Origin of the sequence: Francisella salimarina (assembly GCF_007923265.1) — a bacterium.
Lineage (GTDB): Bacteria > Pseudomonadota > Gammaproteobacteria > Francisellales > Francisellaceae > Francisella > Francisella salimarina.
On record NZ_VOJA01000003.1, the window covers coordinates 608,709 to 626,322 of the forward strand.

The window sequence follows — 17,614 nt, forward strand, 5'->3', positions numbered from 1 at the left end:
TATAGTATATAAAAGGTTGTAAAAATCATGAGTATCCAAAGACATTTAACTTTAAGTATAGATGATCAAAAACTAGAGCTAGAAGTAGCTAGCTTTGAGTATCTAGGTAAAATCAATAATGGCTATGATGTAGAGTTTATAGCATATACTGACGAAAATATTCAGAGCTTCATAGGTTGTCGCTTTGATTTTAGTTACTCAGGTGTTGCTATCACCGGTGGCTCTATACGAGGATATGTTAAAGAGGCTATTTTGGGCTATGACTCAAAACAAGCTCGTCAGATGTATAGAATTATCTGTAGAAGTGTTGTTGGTTTTCTTAAAGATTACTATCTAAAGAAAATGTTTAGTGACTCTTCAAATCAAGCAATAATTACAAATATGTTAGAAACTTTATGTAGTACTCAAGCTGACTTCATAGGGTTATTTGATTCTCTAGAAATACAACAAAATAGTAGCCAACTATTAAATGGTAATGCTTTTGAATTTTTTAATTATCAATTTAATAACTATGGTTTTTATATAGCTAATGACAAATTTTTAGATAGAGATGTTGTTGATATATATAGCCAGCCTAATGATTTGATAGGAATGAGTGGTAGCTATAATGTAACTAAATCAGCTAATCAAACTGCTATAAATCAAGTCAAAAGCTTCAAAAAACATACATATAAACATTTACCAGATCTAGATATACTTGGTTATGATATAGATCTTGGACAAGATGCAACAATCGCAGATTCTCCTTTTGCAATCACTGAAGAAAATGCTGCTAGAATTTTTTATGATAATAATTTCAAACAAAACGATGCCAAAGAACTAACCAAACGTATTAATCTTAGTATTAATAGTTTGAATGGACTAAGTCAGCTAACTCTTGAAAATATAGTGCATCGTGAAGGAGATATTATTGAACTAACTAGTGGTGTCGAAACTAAAAAATATTGGGTATATAGCTCTCATATCAGAGCAAATGTTGAAGAAACCAAACATTGGGCTATAGAGACTCATCTAAATATTTTGGAATTAACAGATAATCCTTGGTACCCTCCTCTAGCAGCTAAACCACTAACTAAGGTTGTGGAAGGGTTTAAATATAATAGTCAACAAGGACTAGGAAAATATAATAAATTACCCATAAAATCCGATATACCTTTTAATCAAGATAAAGATCTTAGCTATACTAGAAATGTAAGCTTGAGTAGTTCAAAAACTGGTGGTGTATATAGTAGTCCACAAAGTGATAGTAGACTGGTATTAGCAACTAGTGATAATAATCGTGAATATGTAAGTTTAGGATTTAGTAGTGATGCTACAGCAGATGAGCATGTAAGTAGCAAGAACATCCAAGATAGTGGTATATATAGTGCAGGTAATGTTGGACTAGGTTTCACACGGACTAGAGCTGGGCAAGATTACTCCAAAGTTAGTTTATATGGTCAAAGCTCAGAGGGCAAAGTTAGTGAGTTAGGTTTAGGTGGTGAGAATACTACTAGTCATAATGATGACTTTACTCGAAATACTTTCTCAAATGATTACCCTAACCTTGAAGGAATTATCAAGCGTAGTATAAATAGTGCTATAGATATAGCAGCTGGAGATATAGCCCTAAACTATGGCGATATAGAGAATATAACTGTAGATAAGAGAACTACTTCAGATAAAGCTACAGATCATTATAGACATACTATAAATAGTGATAATTATCTACATAGATATTTCATCAAAAATTTCAGTGAAAATAAATCAGCTACTAATGCTGTAGATACTAATTTTATTACAGATTTTAAGCTTAATACTGCAAAGATTAATGATAATTATCAAACTACAGTTATTTGGGCTACCGAGAGACCAACTGCAAACAAGATAGAGCTAGATGGTCAACAAGAAAAATTAACAAAACAATACTATAGCTTTGAAAAAAAGCAGAATAACTATAATTTTAAGATTACACTTGATAATCAAACTCAGCTAATAGCACAAGGAACGAATCTTGATGAAAATATCAAAAGTATAAGTATCCAAGCAGAACCTCTTAGCAAAACAAAAACTTATGGTTTAGTAGTTGGTTGGAGTATATTTGGCAAAGGTAGTTTAGAGATATCTGGAAATAGTGTTGAGATATCCAAGCAGCGAGTTTTTGTTGAGTTAAAAGATGCCGAACCTTTGGTATTTAAATTCGACATAAATGGTAATACTAGCACACTGACTGTACAACTATGTCAGCTCAAAGCTATCAAATCTGACTTGGCTCCCCTACCCGATGCTGATGAAATCATAACTGCTGATGATAGTGGTATCAATTATCAATCAAATCTAGAACAACATATAGTCTATACAGACAAGCTAGTAGCTAGTGATGATAATCCTGAGACAGATATCCTAACATGGCATGATAACTACACATCGCAGAACTATAATAATACCAATTCTTCAAAGCTAGTAGGTCAATATCAAGCTAATAAATTAGCTCAAGCTAAAAGCTACCATACAGATAGTTTAGCTAAAGCCGAAGATATATCTACCGATGCGATCTACAAGCGAGATCATCAAGGTAATCTAAGTGTCATTCATAATGCTAAGTTTGAAGAAACTAAAAAATTAAGTGACCGCTATGAAACTAAAAACATAGCCGAGAATGAAATAAAAAAACATACAGAAACCGTACAACTAGAAGACTATACCAAAAAAGCAGAGACGAATATCAAAGGCGATATAACTATGCAGTCAAACAAAGCAACTAGAGGTTATGCTGAATATAGTTTGACTGGGCTACAAGGTATGAATTGGGAAATAGAAAAACTAGAGTTAAATGCAAAAGAATCTAAGATAATTGCTAAAGAATATAATATTGGTGAGCAAGACGATGGGCAATAGTAAATTTACTGATATATCAGATAAGAAATTTTTGACATCAACTATGAATTTTTACAATAACTGTAAAAGTTCAGATGTAAAAAAAATGGATGATTTGGATGATCTTGTTAATAGTCTAGTAGCAGATGCTGAAGCAGGAGCTGATGGAGGTCTTAGAAAATCAGACTTAAAAGATGGTTTACAACATCTACTAGTAACACCAAGATGGCGTAAGAACACTCCCAATAATACACCAAAAGCAGATACTACAAGCAATATAGCGGTATTAAGTAGACTATCTACAGGGCAACAAGAATATATACTAAGAGAGATAACTAATCTATATATACCTGATTCTGCAGATCAAGATAAGTTAATAGAGCTACCAACAGACTATAGTAATTTGGATCAGTTAATTGATAATGGAGTTAAAAATTACGTTGTAAAAAAACAAGCTGCAATAGCTGAGGTTGAAAAACAAAAAGCTTCCTTACAAACTCAAAAATCAAAACTTGAAAGAGATCAAAGGAATACTCAATTTGCTATTGGAATGTGCAAAAGCTCAGGCGTTAGTGAATCAGATATCCAACTACGTGAACAAGCTTTAGCAGACATTAATAGTAATATTGCTAAACTTGAAATAGAGATAAACAAACTTAATAGCAAAAAAAATGCTCTAGAAGAAGATAAAAAATCTAATCAAACCAAAGTATCTACAATAAAAAAATATTTACAAGGTCAGATTATAGAAGACTTACAACCTATAAATGCTGAAACTATGGCAGAGGGATATGTTTATATCTTCCTGCAAGATAGCAAAGTTGAGGGTTATGCGGAATTATCTTTGTACAAAGAATATAAATCTAGTATTACTAATGATAATACATTCTATGCAGAGGTTGATATATCAGAGTATAAAGACTGTGACTATCGTGTAGCAGATGCAGATAGTGCCAAAGCTCAGATTCCCCTACCAGCGTGTTATGCAAAAGATCAAGCAACTTATAAGCTACAAAAAGTAGTTGTACTATTTAGTACTGTACAATTATCATCTGCTAGATTATCTAAGATAGAGACAGATTCTGACCTACAAAATCTTCATGCACAGAGTTTAAAAGTAGCTAATCTCAAAGATAGCTTTGATATGAGTCTAGTAGAGAATATCTCTCATGCCAAAGCTAAAGCTCGTGATATCAAATATAACTATCAAGATAATGGTGCAACTCAAACACAGTGGACAAAGCTAGAAGCCTACCCTATCTATAACTATAACCATAAAACTATAGGTTGGAATCTGCTATTAGACAATCCTCTTGGAGTCATGAATAATAATAACTTCGCTATAGACTGGTTACAAACTCAACTAAGTAATGTTTGTGTCCAAATTCAAGCTAATAACTATGGCAAAAGCTCTATTTTGATAGCAAACTTCCTATTTAATCCGCAAGCTAGTGGTTTGTTGGATGTTGACTTTGGAGGTATGGATACTGATAGTCTTTTAAATAAAATATTCGTAAACCCTTATTTCTCAGATGATAATGTAAAAAAGACCTATAAAGAAAAATTAACAACTTGGAAAGCAAAAAAAGATAAACTAGATGAGGTAGATCGTACCAAAGGTACTATTGATTTAGATCGCCTAAAATATAACCTTAGATCCAAAGTACGTGAGCTGATGCGTAATCTAATGGAAGCATTTCAAAAGCAAGGATTAAAATGGGTGGATCCTAATGATAGCCTGATAGAGTGCTGGCGAGATATATTCAGTCAAGGAGCGTATGGCTATAGTAGTAGCTTTGAAAAATGGTTTGATACTGTCAATCATCTTAGCTTAGATCCCAAAGATACTGATAGCTTGTATGATGTAATTAGTAATAGACCTGTAGATAAGCTAGAGGTACAAGTAGATATCCCGACACCAACTATTTATGACGCTATGTCTACAACAGATAGTGACTTTACTAGGCAGGATGCTACTTTAAAAGGCTATACACTGACAACTTATGAGTATCATATCTATTATTATAAAAAAACTGTCAAAACTTATGATGAGAAACTCAATCTCAAAGGAGATCCTGAAGTTACTTATGTACAAAAGGATAATCCTAAGACAGTAATTACAGATATAGGTGCTTATGCAAAAGGCAAAGCTCCTGATGGTTTGAAATATATTACTAGAGCATTGAAGCCTGCTAACAGCGACCCTGATGATATAATTCGCACATGGATAGCCAACAGCCTAACACAAATTACAGGTAAAAATTTAAACACCTTCTTAGAGGGAGGTAAACCAGAGGTATCTGAACTACTAATACCAAGTGATACTGTACCAGCTGATAAATCACAAGGTCTTTATGATGCTAAGAAACTAGCTCTAAGTAATAGTGTTGAGCTAATACTATCTCAAGCTAAAGATACTCCTGTACCTAGAAACCAGTTTAATGAAGCTGTGATGAAATACTCTGAAGAGTATATGAAAAAAGGTGCTAAAAAAATAGCTGGGGAAACTAGTGTTACTACTTATGAACTAGTTGATAGTATTATCAAGGGTAAGGATATCCCTTCTGCTACTATTAGCCTTATCACAGATGAAAAAGTAGAAACTGCTATAACTAGCTTTATAAACAAAGTACATATCAGATATGCTAATAATGAATTTACAAGGAATATCCTTAGTGACAAAGCACTAAAAGATAAGTTCACACAGATGGTAGAAGATAGCTTTGAGGTTAAGAACTTCTTTGGTGCACCGAATGGTAAATCTATCACTAGAATATTACTAAGTAGTAAATTTGATACAAATGTTAGTATAGCTCAAGAAGTTAGCCCACTATTAGCTAAAGCTGCTAGTGAGAGAAATATAGCTGTAGAGACTAGATATTATAAAGGAGAGACTCACTACTTCGTAGAGGAAAACTCTTATAGAGAGTTTCAACAGCAAGTACATACTGAGACTAATGATTATCTCAAGAAGCTAGATGAACAGAATAAACTAAAAACTAAAAATCTAATAGATAAAGCACAATATGAAGAGCTGAAAACTACATCTATTGGTAGTTTAAGATTTAAGTTTGTAAAAGGAATTATGGAGAGTTGTTATGGTACATATAGTGCTATTGATGAGCTAAATGAAAAGTTACAAAAACTACAGCAAACAGAAGGTGTAGATAATGCTATAGTATGTTTGGGATTGTATAAGCAGGTATTTGATATACAAAAGAACTGTGTTGAGATAGTTAACAAATGGAATAATCACAAGCTGAGTATGATGCTAAAAGTAGTACCATGCACAGAGCTATTTGGCAGTATAGAGACAGAGACTACCAAAAAGATAGATAACTTAATGACTAAGAAAAAAGATATTAGTCAACTACTCAAGATGAATGATGTAGTAACTGGTACATTAGGGCTAGGTATAAGTACCCTACAGCTGATACAAAGTGTTCGAAGCCTTGCTGAGAGTATGAACCAAAATGATGAGCATATTATACGTGCTGATATGGCTAACTTTATAAATGCTGGTGCTACTACTGTGTCTTCTGCTAAAGCTATCGCTGATACGCTTAAAGGCGCTGAGAAAGCCGCTGAAACTGGAGCTAAGGATGGAGCAGAAAAAACAGCTTCAATTTTTGCTAAAAAAGCTGGTACTCGTACTGCTCTTGCTGAAGCTGGAGAATCAAGATTACTATATATGATCGAAAGACTTGGAATAAGAGCAGCTGGATTTTTAAGTATTCCATATTTAGGAGAGATACTATTAGTTATAGACATCGCTACCACTTTATGGGCTGCTTGGGAAGAAGCCCATAAAGATAATATATATCAACAATGGGTGAAGTTATCAAACTTATATCCATAATTAAAATACAAAAATATAAATGTCATACTAAGGCTTGACCGTAGTATCCAAAAAAAGGAAAATACAAAATGAAAAAAACATTATTTATTACATCACTGCTAGCAATTTCAACTTACTCATTTGCGAGTATGGAAGATTGTACAATTGCTTCTTTAAAAAAAGATTACAATAAAGCTATTGAAGAGTGTCTACCATATGCAGAAAAAGATAATATAGATGCTCAAGTTTTAATAACAAATGCGTATGCTCAAATTGAAGATTACAAAGATGCTTTAAAACATGGGTTAAAAGTAGATAATTACTATAGTAAAAAAACAGTTCCAACAAATAAAAATGAATTGAAATCATATACTGGAACATTAACAGGTATAGGCAATATCTACTACTTTGGACAAGCTGGCAAAGCAGATAAAACTAAAGGGCTAGAATATATAACTAAAGCCGCTAATTTGGGTAATGATTATGCTCAGTATCAATTAGGCACGTTTTATGTAGTTGATGAAAGCGACCCAAGCCAAAATATAGCTACAGCTTATAAGTGGTTTAAAATATCAGATATAAATAAAAATCAAGAAAGTAAAAGCGATAGCTATACAAATCAGCTAATGCAGTTTGCAAAAGATAAGCCAATGTCATACTGTATAGCTATGGGCGAACAATTAGTAGCACAGGCATATATAGATGGTTCTGCTGGACTACCAAAAGATAACTCAAAAGCTAAAGAATATCTAAATCAAGCTATAGTACTATACCAAGATAACAAACCTACAGCTGAAAACACTAAATACTGCCCTACTGGTGCTGACAAACTAAACCTAGAATCTGCTAAGAAAGAGTTGGATAGTTTGTAACCAATTCCCCTTCAAGTGTTGAAGGGGTGGATTGCGTAGCAAGACGGGGTAGTACTTTAAAATAACCACACCCCGCCAACAAGTTGGCACCCCTCTCAAGAGGGGAATTTGTACTAAAGTAATGTTTTATGAAGGTGAATCATGGGCCAGCTAATATCTGAAATAAACTCTTTAATTGAGCTAACAAATAATATTAAAACACAATCTATTATTGTCATAGTAATAGTCATAATATCAGTATTTTTATATAAACACTTTAGAAACCCTTTTTCAAAAGAAAATAGAATATATAAAAAACTTGAAAGATTAAATAACCTATCTACAAACATAGCTAATAACCCTAATACTTTTTTCAAAAAAACAATTGAATTAAAATTATTGCTTTCAGCTGGTCAGCTATTATATTCAAATTTCAAAATCACTATATATAATCACTATGAAACTAATTTGCTATTTAAAGCCCTTGAGGTTTTAAAACCTTTTGAAATCAAAATACTTGGTTCGTCCGGAATACTCCATTTTGAAAAAGATAAAATTCTTATCAAGAAAGGGCAAGCTTCTAAGTACAACAAGTTTTTGAAAAAAATTAGACTTTTATACGCTTTTTTAATGATACTTTTTTTATTTATTGGTTATTTACTTTTAATGTTTTTTGAAAAAAATTACTTTATGATATTTTTTAGTATCTTTTTAATGATAATAGGAATTCTTTTTGAGGTTCTTGCTCTGAATATAGCAGATAAAATTGTAAGAAAAAGAGCCTATAAAAATATATTAAAAAAGATCAAAAAAAGTGAATATATCTTTTTAAAATAATTAGCTAATATTAATATTCAAAAATTGATTAATCATTTCTATCAGTATAAATTAAAACTATGAACATTTATTTGTAGTGAAAGATTTTTTATGACTGAAAAACACTACTTGGGCTACATTAAATTTATTCAACAAGTTATTTTTCTTTATTATTTAAACACCTTCTTAGAGGGAGGTAAACCAAAGGTATCTGAACTACTAATACCAAGTGATACTGTACCAGCTGATAAATCTCAAGGTCTTTATGATGCTAAGAAACTAGCTCTAAGTAATAGTGTTGAACTAATACTATCTCAGGCTAAAGATACTCCTGTACCTAGAAACCAGTTTAATGAAGCCGTGATGAAATACTCTGAAGAGTATATGAAAAAAGGTGCTAAAAAAATAGCTGGGGAAACTAGTGTTACTACTTATGAACTAGTTGATAGTATTATCAAGGGTAAGGATATCCCTTCTGCTACTATTAGCCTTATCACAGATGAAAAAGTAGAAACTGCTATAACTAGCTTTATAAACAAAGTACATATCAGATATGCTAATAATGAGTTTACAAGGAATATCCTTAGTGACAAAGCACTAAAAGATAAGTTCACTCAGATGGTAGAAAATAGCTTTGAGGTTAAGAACTTCTTTGGTGCACCGAATGGTAAATCTATCACTAGAATATTACTAAATAGTAAATTTGATACAAATGTTAGAGTAGCTCAAGAAGTTAGCCCACTATTAGCTAAAGCTGCTAGTGAGAGAAATATAGCTGTAGAGACTAGATATTATAGAGGAGAGACTCACTACTTCGTAGAGGAGAACTCTTATAGAGAGTTCCAACAGTAAGTATATACTGAGACTGATGATTATCTCAAGAAGCTAGATGAGCAGAATAAGCTAAAAACTAAGAATCTAATAGATAAAAAGCAATATGAAGAGCTGAAAACTACATCTATTGGTAGTTTAAGATTTAAGTTTGTAAAAGGAATTATGGAGAGTTGTTATGGTACATATAGTGCTATTGATGAGCTAAATGAAGAGTTACAAAAACTACAGCAAACAGAAGGTGTAGATAATGCTATAGTATGTTTGGGATTGTATAAGCAGGTATTTGATATACAAAAGAACTGTGTTGAGATAGTTAACAAATGGAATAATCACAAGCTGAGTATGATGCTAAAAGTAGTACCATGCACAGAGCTATTTGGCAGTATAGAGACAGAGACTACCAAAAAGATAGATAACTTAATGACTAAGAAAAAAGATATTAGTCAACTACTCAAGATGAATGATGTAGTAACTGGGACATTAGGGCTAGGTATAAGTACCCTACAGCTGATACAAAGTGTTCGAAGCCTTGCTGAGAGTATGAACCAAAATGATGAGCATATTATACGTGCTGATATCGCTAACTTTATAAATGCTGGGGCTACTACTGTGTCTTCTGCTAAGGCTATCGCTGATACGCTTAAAGGCGCTGAGAAAAAGACAACTGAGACTATTGCTAAAGGCTTCGCTGAAAACAGATCTAAAACTGTAATAAAATTTGGTGCCGAAGTCGCAGAAGAAGCAGCAGTATCTGGATTAAAGCGATTAGGAATAGAAGCAGTAGCTTTTTTAAGTATTCCATATTTAGGAGAGATATTACTTGTAATAGACATCGCTACTACCTTATGGGCAGCTTGGGAAGAGGCCCATAAAGATAATATCTATCAACAATGGGTAAAACTATCTAATCTATACCCATAGTCAATTCCCCTTCGAGTGTCGAAGGGGTGGCAGTCGTTAGACTGACGGGGTAGTACTTAAAAAATTAAACAAATTGTCATACTACGGCTTGACCGTAGCATCCAAAAAAGGAAAATACAAAATGAAAAAAACATTATTAATAACATCATTACTGGCTATATCAACTTACTCTTTTGCTGATATAGAGGATTGCTATAAAGCTGGTTTAGCATCTGATGAAACTAAAATTGAGAAATGTTCTCCTTATGCAGAAAAAGATCCTATTGCTACTGGTATTTTAATTGGGATATATGCAAAAAATGAAAATAAAGAAAAAACTTTAGAATACTCTAATTGGATTGTTGATTACTACAATAAAAATGGTATTCCTCAGAATAAAAATGAATATGAAGGATATACATATGCTGTCTATTTAATTGGAGATATATACTACTTTGATCAAAATAATAAAGAAAATAAAACTAAAGGATTAGAGTATATAACTAAAGCTGCTAATTTGGGTAATAATTTCGCTCAAAATCAACTAGGGGATTTTTATAATTCAAATGACAAATTTCCTGGTCTTAATGTAGCTCAGTCTTACAAATGGTACACATTAGCATCTGCTAATGGTAATACTCAAGCAGATCAAAGTGGTCTAATGTCTGTAATAGATTCTGTAACCAAACAAGCTCCATACTGTATAGCCATGGGCGAACAGTTAGTAGCCCAAGCATATATAGATGGTTCTGCTGGACTACCTAAAGATAACTCAAAAGCTAAAGAGTATCTAAACCAAGCTATAGCACTATATCAAGATAACAAACCTACAGCTGAAAATACTAAATACTGCCCTACTGGTGCTGATAAACTAAACCTAGAATCCGCTAAAAAAGAATTGGATAGTTTGTAGATTTCAAAAAAGTACTACCCCGTCAGTCTAATGTCTGCCACCCCTTCAACACTTGAAGGGGAATTTGTAGCAATAAAATTTTTTAATATTTATTCTTATTAACTCGAGTAAAAGAATATTAATCAAGGATTTTAAAATTAGTACTAATACGGTAATATTTTATTAGAAAACAAATATAAGTTTGTATTTAGTTCTATTATTTTTAGAATTACATTTAGTCTTAGATAGGAAGTTAATATGGCAAAATTTGACAATTCGGAGCAACAATTAGAAACATGTATGACTATATTTAATCCATTGGATATAAATATAGATATTAACAATGATGCTAAAGTTGATAAGCAAATGAATAAAGCTCCTAATGCTCCTTCTGAGGAAATTTGGGAGTCTGCTATAGATAATGCTCTCTACACAGAAAAAACAACTGAAATAACAGTAAGTCTTGAATGTCCTAAATTTGCTGAAGATCCTAAGAATATAGAAGTTATATTTGATGTGTATGCTGTAGATAGTACAACTATATTAAATTCAAAAGTTGATTTTAGTTATAGAATACCTATAGACACTAAACAAATAGAAAGTTTAGGGGCTGGTGGGGATACTTTACTTAAAAGTATAACAAGAGATAATTTAGTAACTGTATATAGTAAAGTAAATAGCTATTTACAAAATAAGATACAGAGTAAATTTCATTATGATATGACACAAAAGTCATTAAAAAATACTATATCAAAGGAGTTAGGTACTGTAAAACTATACGCCCTCGCCTATATAGTTATTGATAACAAAATCAAGAAAGGCGATGAAGAAGTAACTATCAAATCAACAAGACCTAATATAGCAATGCATAAATATAAACTTGATGAGCAAGCTAAGACTAACTATGATAATTTTATGCTAGAAACTGTAAAAAATAACATAGACAAAGAATTAAAAGATAAGGTTTATTTCTTTAAAGCTTTTAAAGAAATCAAGGGGCTAAAAGTAGAAGATATCTTAAAGGATAACTTAGTAAACTCTAAACCTGTACCTAGACAAGAAGATAAGTTTTTTGTGAAAATTGGGTGATTTTATGCTTGAGTGTGTAAAAAAAGGCATTAAAAGTGAGTTAAAAGATAAAGCTTATTTCTTTAAAAAATATCAAGAAATAACAGAAATAAACCTTATTAAAGAATTTAAAGGTCAAAATATACCTGCTCAAAATATATCTAAAAGCGATAATAGTCTCTTTCAAATTAAAAATACTTAATATACTAGTTATTAGTTAGATCTTTCTCAGTTAGTGGTTTTATTTGAGCTTGAGAAGTCTTTTTAAGCTGATTATCATCAAATCCTTGAGGCAAATTTGCATACGCATATATTAGCTTCTCTAGAGTACAGTTTTGAATAGAGCTATTAACGATAAAGTCAGTTGCTGTAAAATTAGCTTGTGCAAAATCACAATCAACAAGCTTACAGTTCGCAAGTATCCCAGTAGCGAAGTTATCTCCAGCACCCTTAACTCCAACCAAGTCCGTATCATGCATTTCTACTTGACTAAAATCATTATTTAGCATTTGCGAATTTTGAATCTCAACTTCCCTCCACTCACTATCACTGAAGTTACATTGTTGAATATTTTCATTATAAAGTAGAGACTTATATATACTATTACCATTAGCAAAGCCCACTTTTAACCATGAGTTATTATTTAGCTCTGTATTTTGGATCTGGCTTGCAAAAAATGTAACTTTTAAAAAGGAACTATCAGTTAATTTTGAAGAGTCTACCAACATCCCACTAAACTGACTTTTATTAAATACTGTCTTTGATATACTAGTTTTTAGTATATTGCCCTTATACCACATCTCTGAATTAAATTTAGATTGTATAATATTACAATTATGTAAGTCAGTAGTATGAAGCTGTGTACCACTAAAGCTACATTTAGTAAATGTGCAATCTTCAAAGACAATACTCTTAATAGTAGCTTTATCAAAATTAACATTATCAAATGTACAATTAGTAAATGCACTTTGACCTAATTCAGTAGACTCAAATTGACTATTTGTAAAACTACAATTTTTATATTTGCATCCTACTATTTTTGCATTATTAAATTTAGCAGCTGAAAAATTAGCTCCTGTATATTTATTAGATACGATTGCACAGTCTTGAGCATTTAAATTAGTAAAGTCAGTGTCTTGATGATCTATAGTATCTATAGTCTTATCTTGCCAATCTTTATTTAGTTTTTGAACCTTATCTAGTAACAGATCATACGCTGGCTTTGTCCATAATTTATCGTATACAAAATTATTTATACTACATAACTCGACAGGATATTCTAATAGCTCATCGACCATATCAGGACCTAATGATACATTATATAAAGGAGGCTCTGCACCATACTCACCCTTATGATCTATCTCTTGTATAGATGGGATACTATCACAATAATCATCCAATGGTCGTTTTTCTTGTTCATTTGACATTATAGCATCCTCTAAATATTTTCATTTTGCATAGATTTTGGCAACAAATCAGTTTCTTTTAATCCAGTTTCACTAGGATTTGCAATTCTCTCATCTATATATTTTATATTCTCTGAAAGTAAATGCGGATTATTAGCATCATTAAGCTGTATCATAACCGTATCTAGTTCATCAGCTAAAACCATAGAATTTGTTTCAAATACAAATCTTGTAACGATTATCCCAGCTCCTAAATTTGGTAATAAGACCAAAGTATCAGTCTTTCCATCATATTCTTTGTATTTAGCATTATTATCTTTAGCAATGATATTTACCCTATAATCAGGAACCACCCCCACTATTTCCTTATTACCAAAGCCTATAAGCTTGTATTTGGTATCAGGCTCTAAATTATCTAGCCATTGATCTGGAGAACTCATCATAAAATATCTTTGATCCATAGGTTTTGGAAAGGCAGGTATTGCAGCTATAGATTTTTGCTCACTTCTACTATATTTTCCTAAAAATGTTCGTCTAGAAGCACATAATACATGTTTTCCAGACAGTCCGGCCGGTTCAATATTTCTATCTATAGGAGTATTTACTTGATTAGATTTATATTCAAATATTGGTAACTCTTGAGACATTTTTTTGCCAAAATATCCTTGTCCAAATGGGTTTTTAGAATATTCTGGACTTCCATAAGCTTTCGTATAACTCAATGGTACAATTTCTGTTGAGTTTGATTTTTCAATCACATAGCTCATACCACTTTTTTTCCAAATTCTCTTTGGCTGTTGGATGATCTTTTTTGTATTATCGCCTACAGAGACTATTAGCTCTTTAGGAGCTTCTACTGCTGGTAAAACTGCATATACTAAATATTCTGGCTGAGGCTTATCATATCCCTCATCGTAACCTATCTTTTGGCTCTCTAGTAATTTGTTCAGCATTGTACTAAGACTGTTAATAGGTATCAAATTCTCAGAAGCTTCTAAATCAAAACCATAACTTACACTTACAACATGTTTGAATTTACCAGATTTACTATCATAATAAACATTAGGTTGAGCATGAGCATAACTTGATATATATTGTTGCATAATGCTATATTCCTTCTAAATATATTGTTTGAGGCTGCTCTTGGCTGGTAACCATCGTTGTCCAGCCTAAATAAACATTATCTGCAGATAATGTCATTGGGATATTTTTTGGTAAATGTAAAGATATCGAATATAAAATATGATGTGGCAATAAAAATTTTATAAGCTTATTTAAAAGAGCATTCTTACTTCCATTAGGAAGATACTCTTTTGCATCTTGTAAATATATATGAATCATACAGCTATTCTGGATATCAACAGTTTCATTACCGAGCACAAATCCTCCATCAAAATCGCTATTTGCTTTGGATAATCTTGTTAAATTATTAGCCTTTAACTCTATAACTCTAGGTACAAAACTTTCTATATATACTCTGTCAAATTCAAAGAAATTTTCTATTAATTTTGCTGAATTATTAGAAGATATACGATTACCAAATAACAAAGGAGCACTATTCATAATACGATAAAAAACTTGTTTATCATCACTATACACTTGTAGAGCTAATCCAAGAATATTAGGCCAAATATCATTTATAATATTATTTCTAGCAAGTACATTTTTATAAAAACTCTCAGCTAAAAGCTCAACAAGCCTATTATTAAAAAAATTATAAAAATCATTTAACTCGTTACTGTCATTATTAACATCATGCACTATTTGCTCATGAAGATTTAGAGGTAATGGACTATTTACACTTTGTAATCCAAAAAAGTTTATATGAATTATAAGCTCAATAAACTCATCATCAGATACTTTCCAACTAATATCATCTATCTCTCTAGCTGCAAATGCTAAACTAGCATCACACTTATATCCAATTTTAATCTTATTCTCATATTTCGAATTGATTGATAGAACTTTCTTTACAACAACTTCTAATGATTTATCAATATATATCTTTTTAAGTTGTTCTAATTCTATTAGTAATAAGTCATCTATGACAGACATACTTGCCACTCCATGACTGAACCCTTTTCCATACCTATCATTCTCACACGATTATATGTATTCACATCAGCTAGACTACTATATATTTGGTTCAAAATTGATCCAAAAAGATATATATCTCCTTCATTTAAAAAACTTTGTTCGTTAATTATTATCTCAATAACATTTCCTCTAATAACTCGTCCTTTATAATATTCCTGCTCTATTTCTAAATTAATTTTATTAATAGCATTACATACTTTCTGAGTTAGTGATTTTTGCTGAGTTTTCCTATGTAATTGAATATCATTAAATAATATTATCAATTGTCTAAGAGTTTCTACTGTAGTTAATTTACCCAAACGCACAGAGAAGAAATTTATTAGTTGCCAAAGATTCCTATCAGAATAATCAGGAATAATAGGTGCTGTAACATGAGTGATATTTTTATATGTATAAGCTAACTTTTTAGTAGTAGAACTAATATTACCTTCTCCTAGTATCTCATGAGTATTTAAACAGAAGCTCTCCCCCTCTATCGATATATATGAGTTATCCAATACACTACTTTCAAAAGTTAGATTAAATTCGGGCTTACCATTTACAGCATTATTACTAATAAATTGTTTATATAAAGGTTTATCATTGAAACTACTTTCAAAATCATTCCATAAAAATATTTCGTTTTTCTTAGCAGAATTTTTACTAAGACTACTTACTTTTGTAATCTTATTAATAGCTTTATTTTTATTATCATCTAACCTAATTTTATGATTCTTAGTCTTATTATTATAATGTATAGGTGAAATTGATGCTTTTTCTACATTTATAATAGGTGTTGTATACAGAGCAAAGTTTTTCATAGTCATTGGAATATACTCAATTCCATCTAGAGCTACTGTTATTCTCAATTTAAACTTATCAATATTTATTCGAGATCTAGAGATACCTTTCTTGACTAACTCAAGATTTATATAATTGAATAACTCTGGATAACGAAAATAATGAGTAATCAACCTAAAAATATCTGGCTGAGTTGATTCTACCCCTGCTTTTTCTAGTAAATCGACATCTGAGAAACTGGCATTATATCCTCCAATAAGATTATTATTAGAATCAAGTAACTCTAAGTTCATAACTTTTTTCTTCAATAAGTATGCTATTTGCAAACTAGTTGATTGATTGCCTAATATGTATATTGGTAGCTTTATTTCTTCAAAATCGAATAATGACATTTTATAATCAATGTCAAAATGTAACTCTATAATCTCCTTGTTATTATATATATCAGAGCTTACTTTAGTTAAATTAATTGGGTAAATATCAACATCTGCAAAAGTTCTAAAACTTAAATCTATTTCTTTATATTTTCCAGATATTATTTTACTTTTTGGAATCGTAAGTTTTTCTTCTTTGGGTTTATCATTTAATCCAAATTTTAAAACTGTAATTGAGGGATATGGCTGTAAAAATTTTGGCCATATCGTTTGTAAAATGTTTTGAGATAATTCAGGTACTCCATCATCAAGGCGCTTTTGAACTTTTGCAGTTAAAAATGCAAAAGCCTCTATCAACCTTTCAACATCTTGGTCTTGAGAATGATTTTCTAAAAAAGGAGCTATATTAGGAAAACTCTTAGCATACTCCTTTGCTGTATTTCTTATATGAATTAATTCTTTTTCATATACATCTTGAAAGCTCACTAACTACTCCTCACCATCACTCTTCCAGTATCTGTCATCACTGTTTGATATTCTATATAGTGTTTTTTATTTTGATACAGTACATATCCCTCTAATATAAAAAGTATTTGTCCTGGATTCTTTTTAGAATCTATAGTAGTTTTTATACTTTTAACTTGCATTCTTTTTTCATACTTATTAACTATCCTAATTATTTCTTTTTCTAACGCTGATAGCTCTTGATAAATATTATGGGTGATCCCATTAAAATCAGGTATCCCATATTCTAAATCAATTAAAGTAGCTCCCTGCTTTGTATTTAATAGCAACTCTAAATTAGTAGAAATTTGAGATAACAAGTCATTGAATCCAGCTTCGCTGTAAGAAAAATCTTGGGATTTAATACGATTAAATAAGCTCTTAGCATGCATAATCTC

Annotated in this window: 14 protein-coding genes; 9 read left to right on the forward strand and 5 right to left on the reverse strand. The window is 31.2% G+C overall.

Annotation, left to right across the window (positions count from 1 at the left end):
• Positions 1 to 27: 27 nt before the first annotated feature.
• From FQ699_RS05345 to FQ699_RS09685, 9 genes are all read left to right on the forward strand, one after another.
• Entirely contained in the window at positions 28 to 2,877 is a 2,850-nt protein-coding gene (locus FQ699_RS05345) for a hypothetical protein (protein WP_146421448.1), read from the forward strand.
• Positions 2,867 to 6,715, forward strand: coding sequence for a hypothetical protein (locus FQ699_RS05350; protein ID WP_146421449.1), 3,849 nt, complete (start codon positions 2,867 to 2,869; stop codon positions 6,713 to 6,715). Before FQ699_RS05345 ends, FQ699_RS05350 begins: the two co-directional genes overlap by 11 nt.
• 68 nt (positions 6,716 to 6,783) lie before the next feature.
• Positions 6,784 to 7,566 carry a tetratricopeptide repeat protein gene (locus FQ699_RS05355; RefSeq protein WP_146421450.1) on the forward strand — a complete coding sequence of 261 codons (783 nt, stop codon included), beginning with the start codon at positions 6,784 to 6,786 and terminating at the stop codon, positions 7,564 to 7,566.
• 141 nt (positions 7,567 to 7,707) lie between these two features.
• A complete protein-coding gene (locus FQ699_RS05360) occupies positions 7,708 to 8,382 on the forward strand; it encodes a hypothetical protein (RefSeq protein WP_146421451.1) in 675 nt (224 codons plus the stop codon).
• 90 nt (positions 8,383 to 8,472) lie between these two features.
• Positions 8,473 to 9,213: a hypothetical protein gene (locus tag FQ699_RS05365; protein WP_146421452.1), complete on the forward strand. Its 741-nt coding sequence runs from the start codon at positions 8,473 to 8,475 to the stop codon at positions 9,211 to 9,213.
• A 144-nt stretch (positions 9,214 to 9,357) separates the two neighbouring features.
• Complete coding sequence (locus tag FQ699_RS05370; protein WP_146421453.1) at positions 9,358 to 10,116, forward strand: hypothetical protein; 759 nt, start codon at positions 9,358 to 9,360, stop codon at positions 10,114 to 10,116.
• A gap of 121 nt (positions 10,117 to 10,237) precedes the next feature.
• Positions 10,238 to 11,008 carry a tetratricopeptide repeat protein gene (locus tag FQ699_RS05375; protein ID WP_146421454.1) on the forward strand — a complete coding sequence of 257 codons (771 nt, stop codon included), beginning with the start codon at positions 10,238 to 10,240 and terminating at the stop codon, positions 11,006 to 11,008.
• 237 nt (positions 11,009 to 11,245) lie between these two features.
• On the forward strand, positions 11,246 to 12,076 hold the full coding sequence (locus FQ699_RS05380; protein WP_146421455.1) for a hypothetical protein: 831 nt from the start codon (positions 11,246 to 11,248) through the stop codon (positions 12,074 to 12,076).
• A 4-nt stretch (positions 12,077 to 12,080) separates the two neighbouring features.
• The gene (locus tag FQ699_RS09685) at positions 12,081 to 12,257 is read left to right on the forward strand and encodes a hypothetical protein (protein WP_179951668.1); all 177 of its coding nucleotides are present in this window, start codon (positions 12,081 to 12,083) and stop codon (positions 12,255 to 12,257) included.
• Between the two features lie 4 nt (positions 12,258 to 12,261).
• Here the strand turns inward: FQ699_RS09685 and FQ699_RS05385 are convergent, their stop codons facing one another.
• From FQ699_RS05385 to tssE, 5 genes are read right to left on the reverse strand one after another with little or no spacing between them, the layout of a single operon-like run.
• On the reverse strand, positions 12,262 to 13,482 hold the full coding sequence (locus tag FQ699_RS05385) for a pentapeptide repeat-containing protein (protein WP_146421456.1): 1,221 nt from the start codon (positions 13,480 to 13,482) through the stop codon (positions 12,262 to 12,264).
• Positions 13,483 to 13,493: 11 nt separating this feature from the next.
• Entirely contained in the window at positions 13,494 to 14,564 is a 1,071-nt protein-coding gene (locus FQ699_RS05390; RefSeq protein WP_146421457.1) for a DUF2169 domain-containing protein, read from the reverse strand.
• Positions 14,565 to 14,568: 4 nt separating this feature from the next.
• Entirely contained in the window at positions 14,569 to 15,516 is a 948-nt protein-coding gene (locus FQ699_RS05395) for a type VI secretion system baseplate subunit TssG (protein WP_146421458.1), read from the reverse strand.
• Entirely contained in the window at positions 15,504 to 17,198 is a 1,695-nt protein-coding gene (tssF, locus tag FQ699_RS05400; protein WP_146421459.1) for a type VI secretion system baseplate subunit TssF, read from the reverse strand. The genes FQ699_RS05395 and tssF overlap by 13 nt, the downstream gene beginning before the upstream one ends.
• The gene (tssE, locus tag FQ699_RS05405; RefSeq protein WP_035735910.1) at positions 17,198 to 17,608 is read right to left on the reverse strand and encodes a type VI secretion system baseplate subunit TssE; all 411 of its coding nucleotides are present in this window, start codon (positions 17,606 to 17,608) and stop codon (positions 17,198 to 17,200) included. Before tssE ends, tssF begins: the two co-directional genes overlap by 1 nt.
• Positions 17,609 to 17,614: the final 6 nt, after the last annotated feature.

Excerpts from the sequence above, each read along its gene's own strand:
- FQ699_RS05345 (WP_146421448.1), top strand. The coding sequence starts at position 28 with ATGAGTATCCAAAGACATTTAACTTTAAGTATAGATGATCAAAAACTA.
- FQ699_RS05350 (WP_146421449.1), top strand. The coding sequence starts at position 2,867 with ATGGGCAATAGTAAATTTACTGATATATCAGATAAGAAATTTTTGACA.
- FQ699_RS05355 (WP_146421450.1), top strand. The coding sequence starts at position 6,784 with ATGAAAAAAACATTATTTATTACATCACTGCTAGCAATTTCAACTTAC.
- FQ699_RS05360 (WP_146421451.1), top strand. The coding sequence starts at position 7,708 with ATGGGCCAGCTAATATCTGAAATAAACTCTTTAATTGAGCTAACAAAT.
- FQ699_RS05365 (WP_146421452.1), top strand. The coding sequence starts at position 8,473 with ATGACTGAAAAACACTACTTGGGCTACATTAAATTTATTCAACAAGTT.
- FQ699_RS05370 (WP_146421453.1), top strand. The coding sequence starts at position 9,358 with ATGGAGAGTTGTTATGGTACATATAGTGCTATTGATGAGCTAAATGAA.
- FQ699_RS05375 (WP_146421454.1), top strand. The coding sequence starts at position 10,238 with ATGAAAAAAACATTATTAATAACATCATTACTGGCTATATCAACTTAC.
- FQ699_RS05380 (WP_146421455.1), top strand. The coding sequence starts at position 11,246 with ATGGCAAAATTTGACAATTCGGAGCAACAATTAGAAACATGTATGACT.
- FQ699_RS09685 (WP_179951668.1), top strand. The coding sequence starts at position 12,081 with ATGCTTGAGTGTGTAAAAAAAGGCATTAAAAGTGAGTTAAAAGATAAA.
- FQ699_RS05385 (WP_146421456.1), bottom strand. The coding sequence starts at position 13,482 with ATGTCAAATGAACAAGAAAAACGACCATTGGATGATTATTGTGATAGT.
- FQ699_RS05390 (WP_146421457.1), bottom strand. The coding sequence starts at position 14,564 with ATGCAACAATATATATCAAGTTATGCTCATGCTCAACCTAATGTTTAT.
- FQ699_RS05395 (WP_146421458.1), bottom strand. The coding sequence starts at position 15,516 with ATGTCTGTCATAGATGACTTATTACTAATAGAATTAGAACAACTTAAA.
- tssE (WP_035735910.1), bottom strand. The coding sequence starts at position 17,608 with ATGCATGCTAAGAGCTTATTTAATCGTATTAAATCCCAAGATTTTTCT.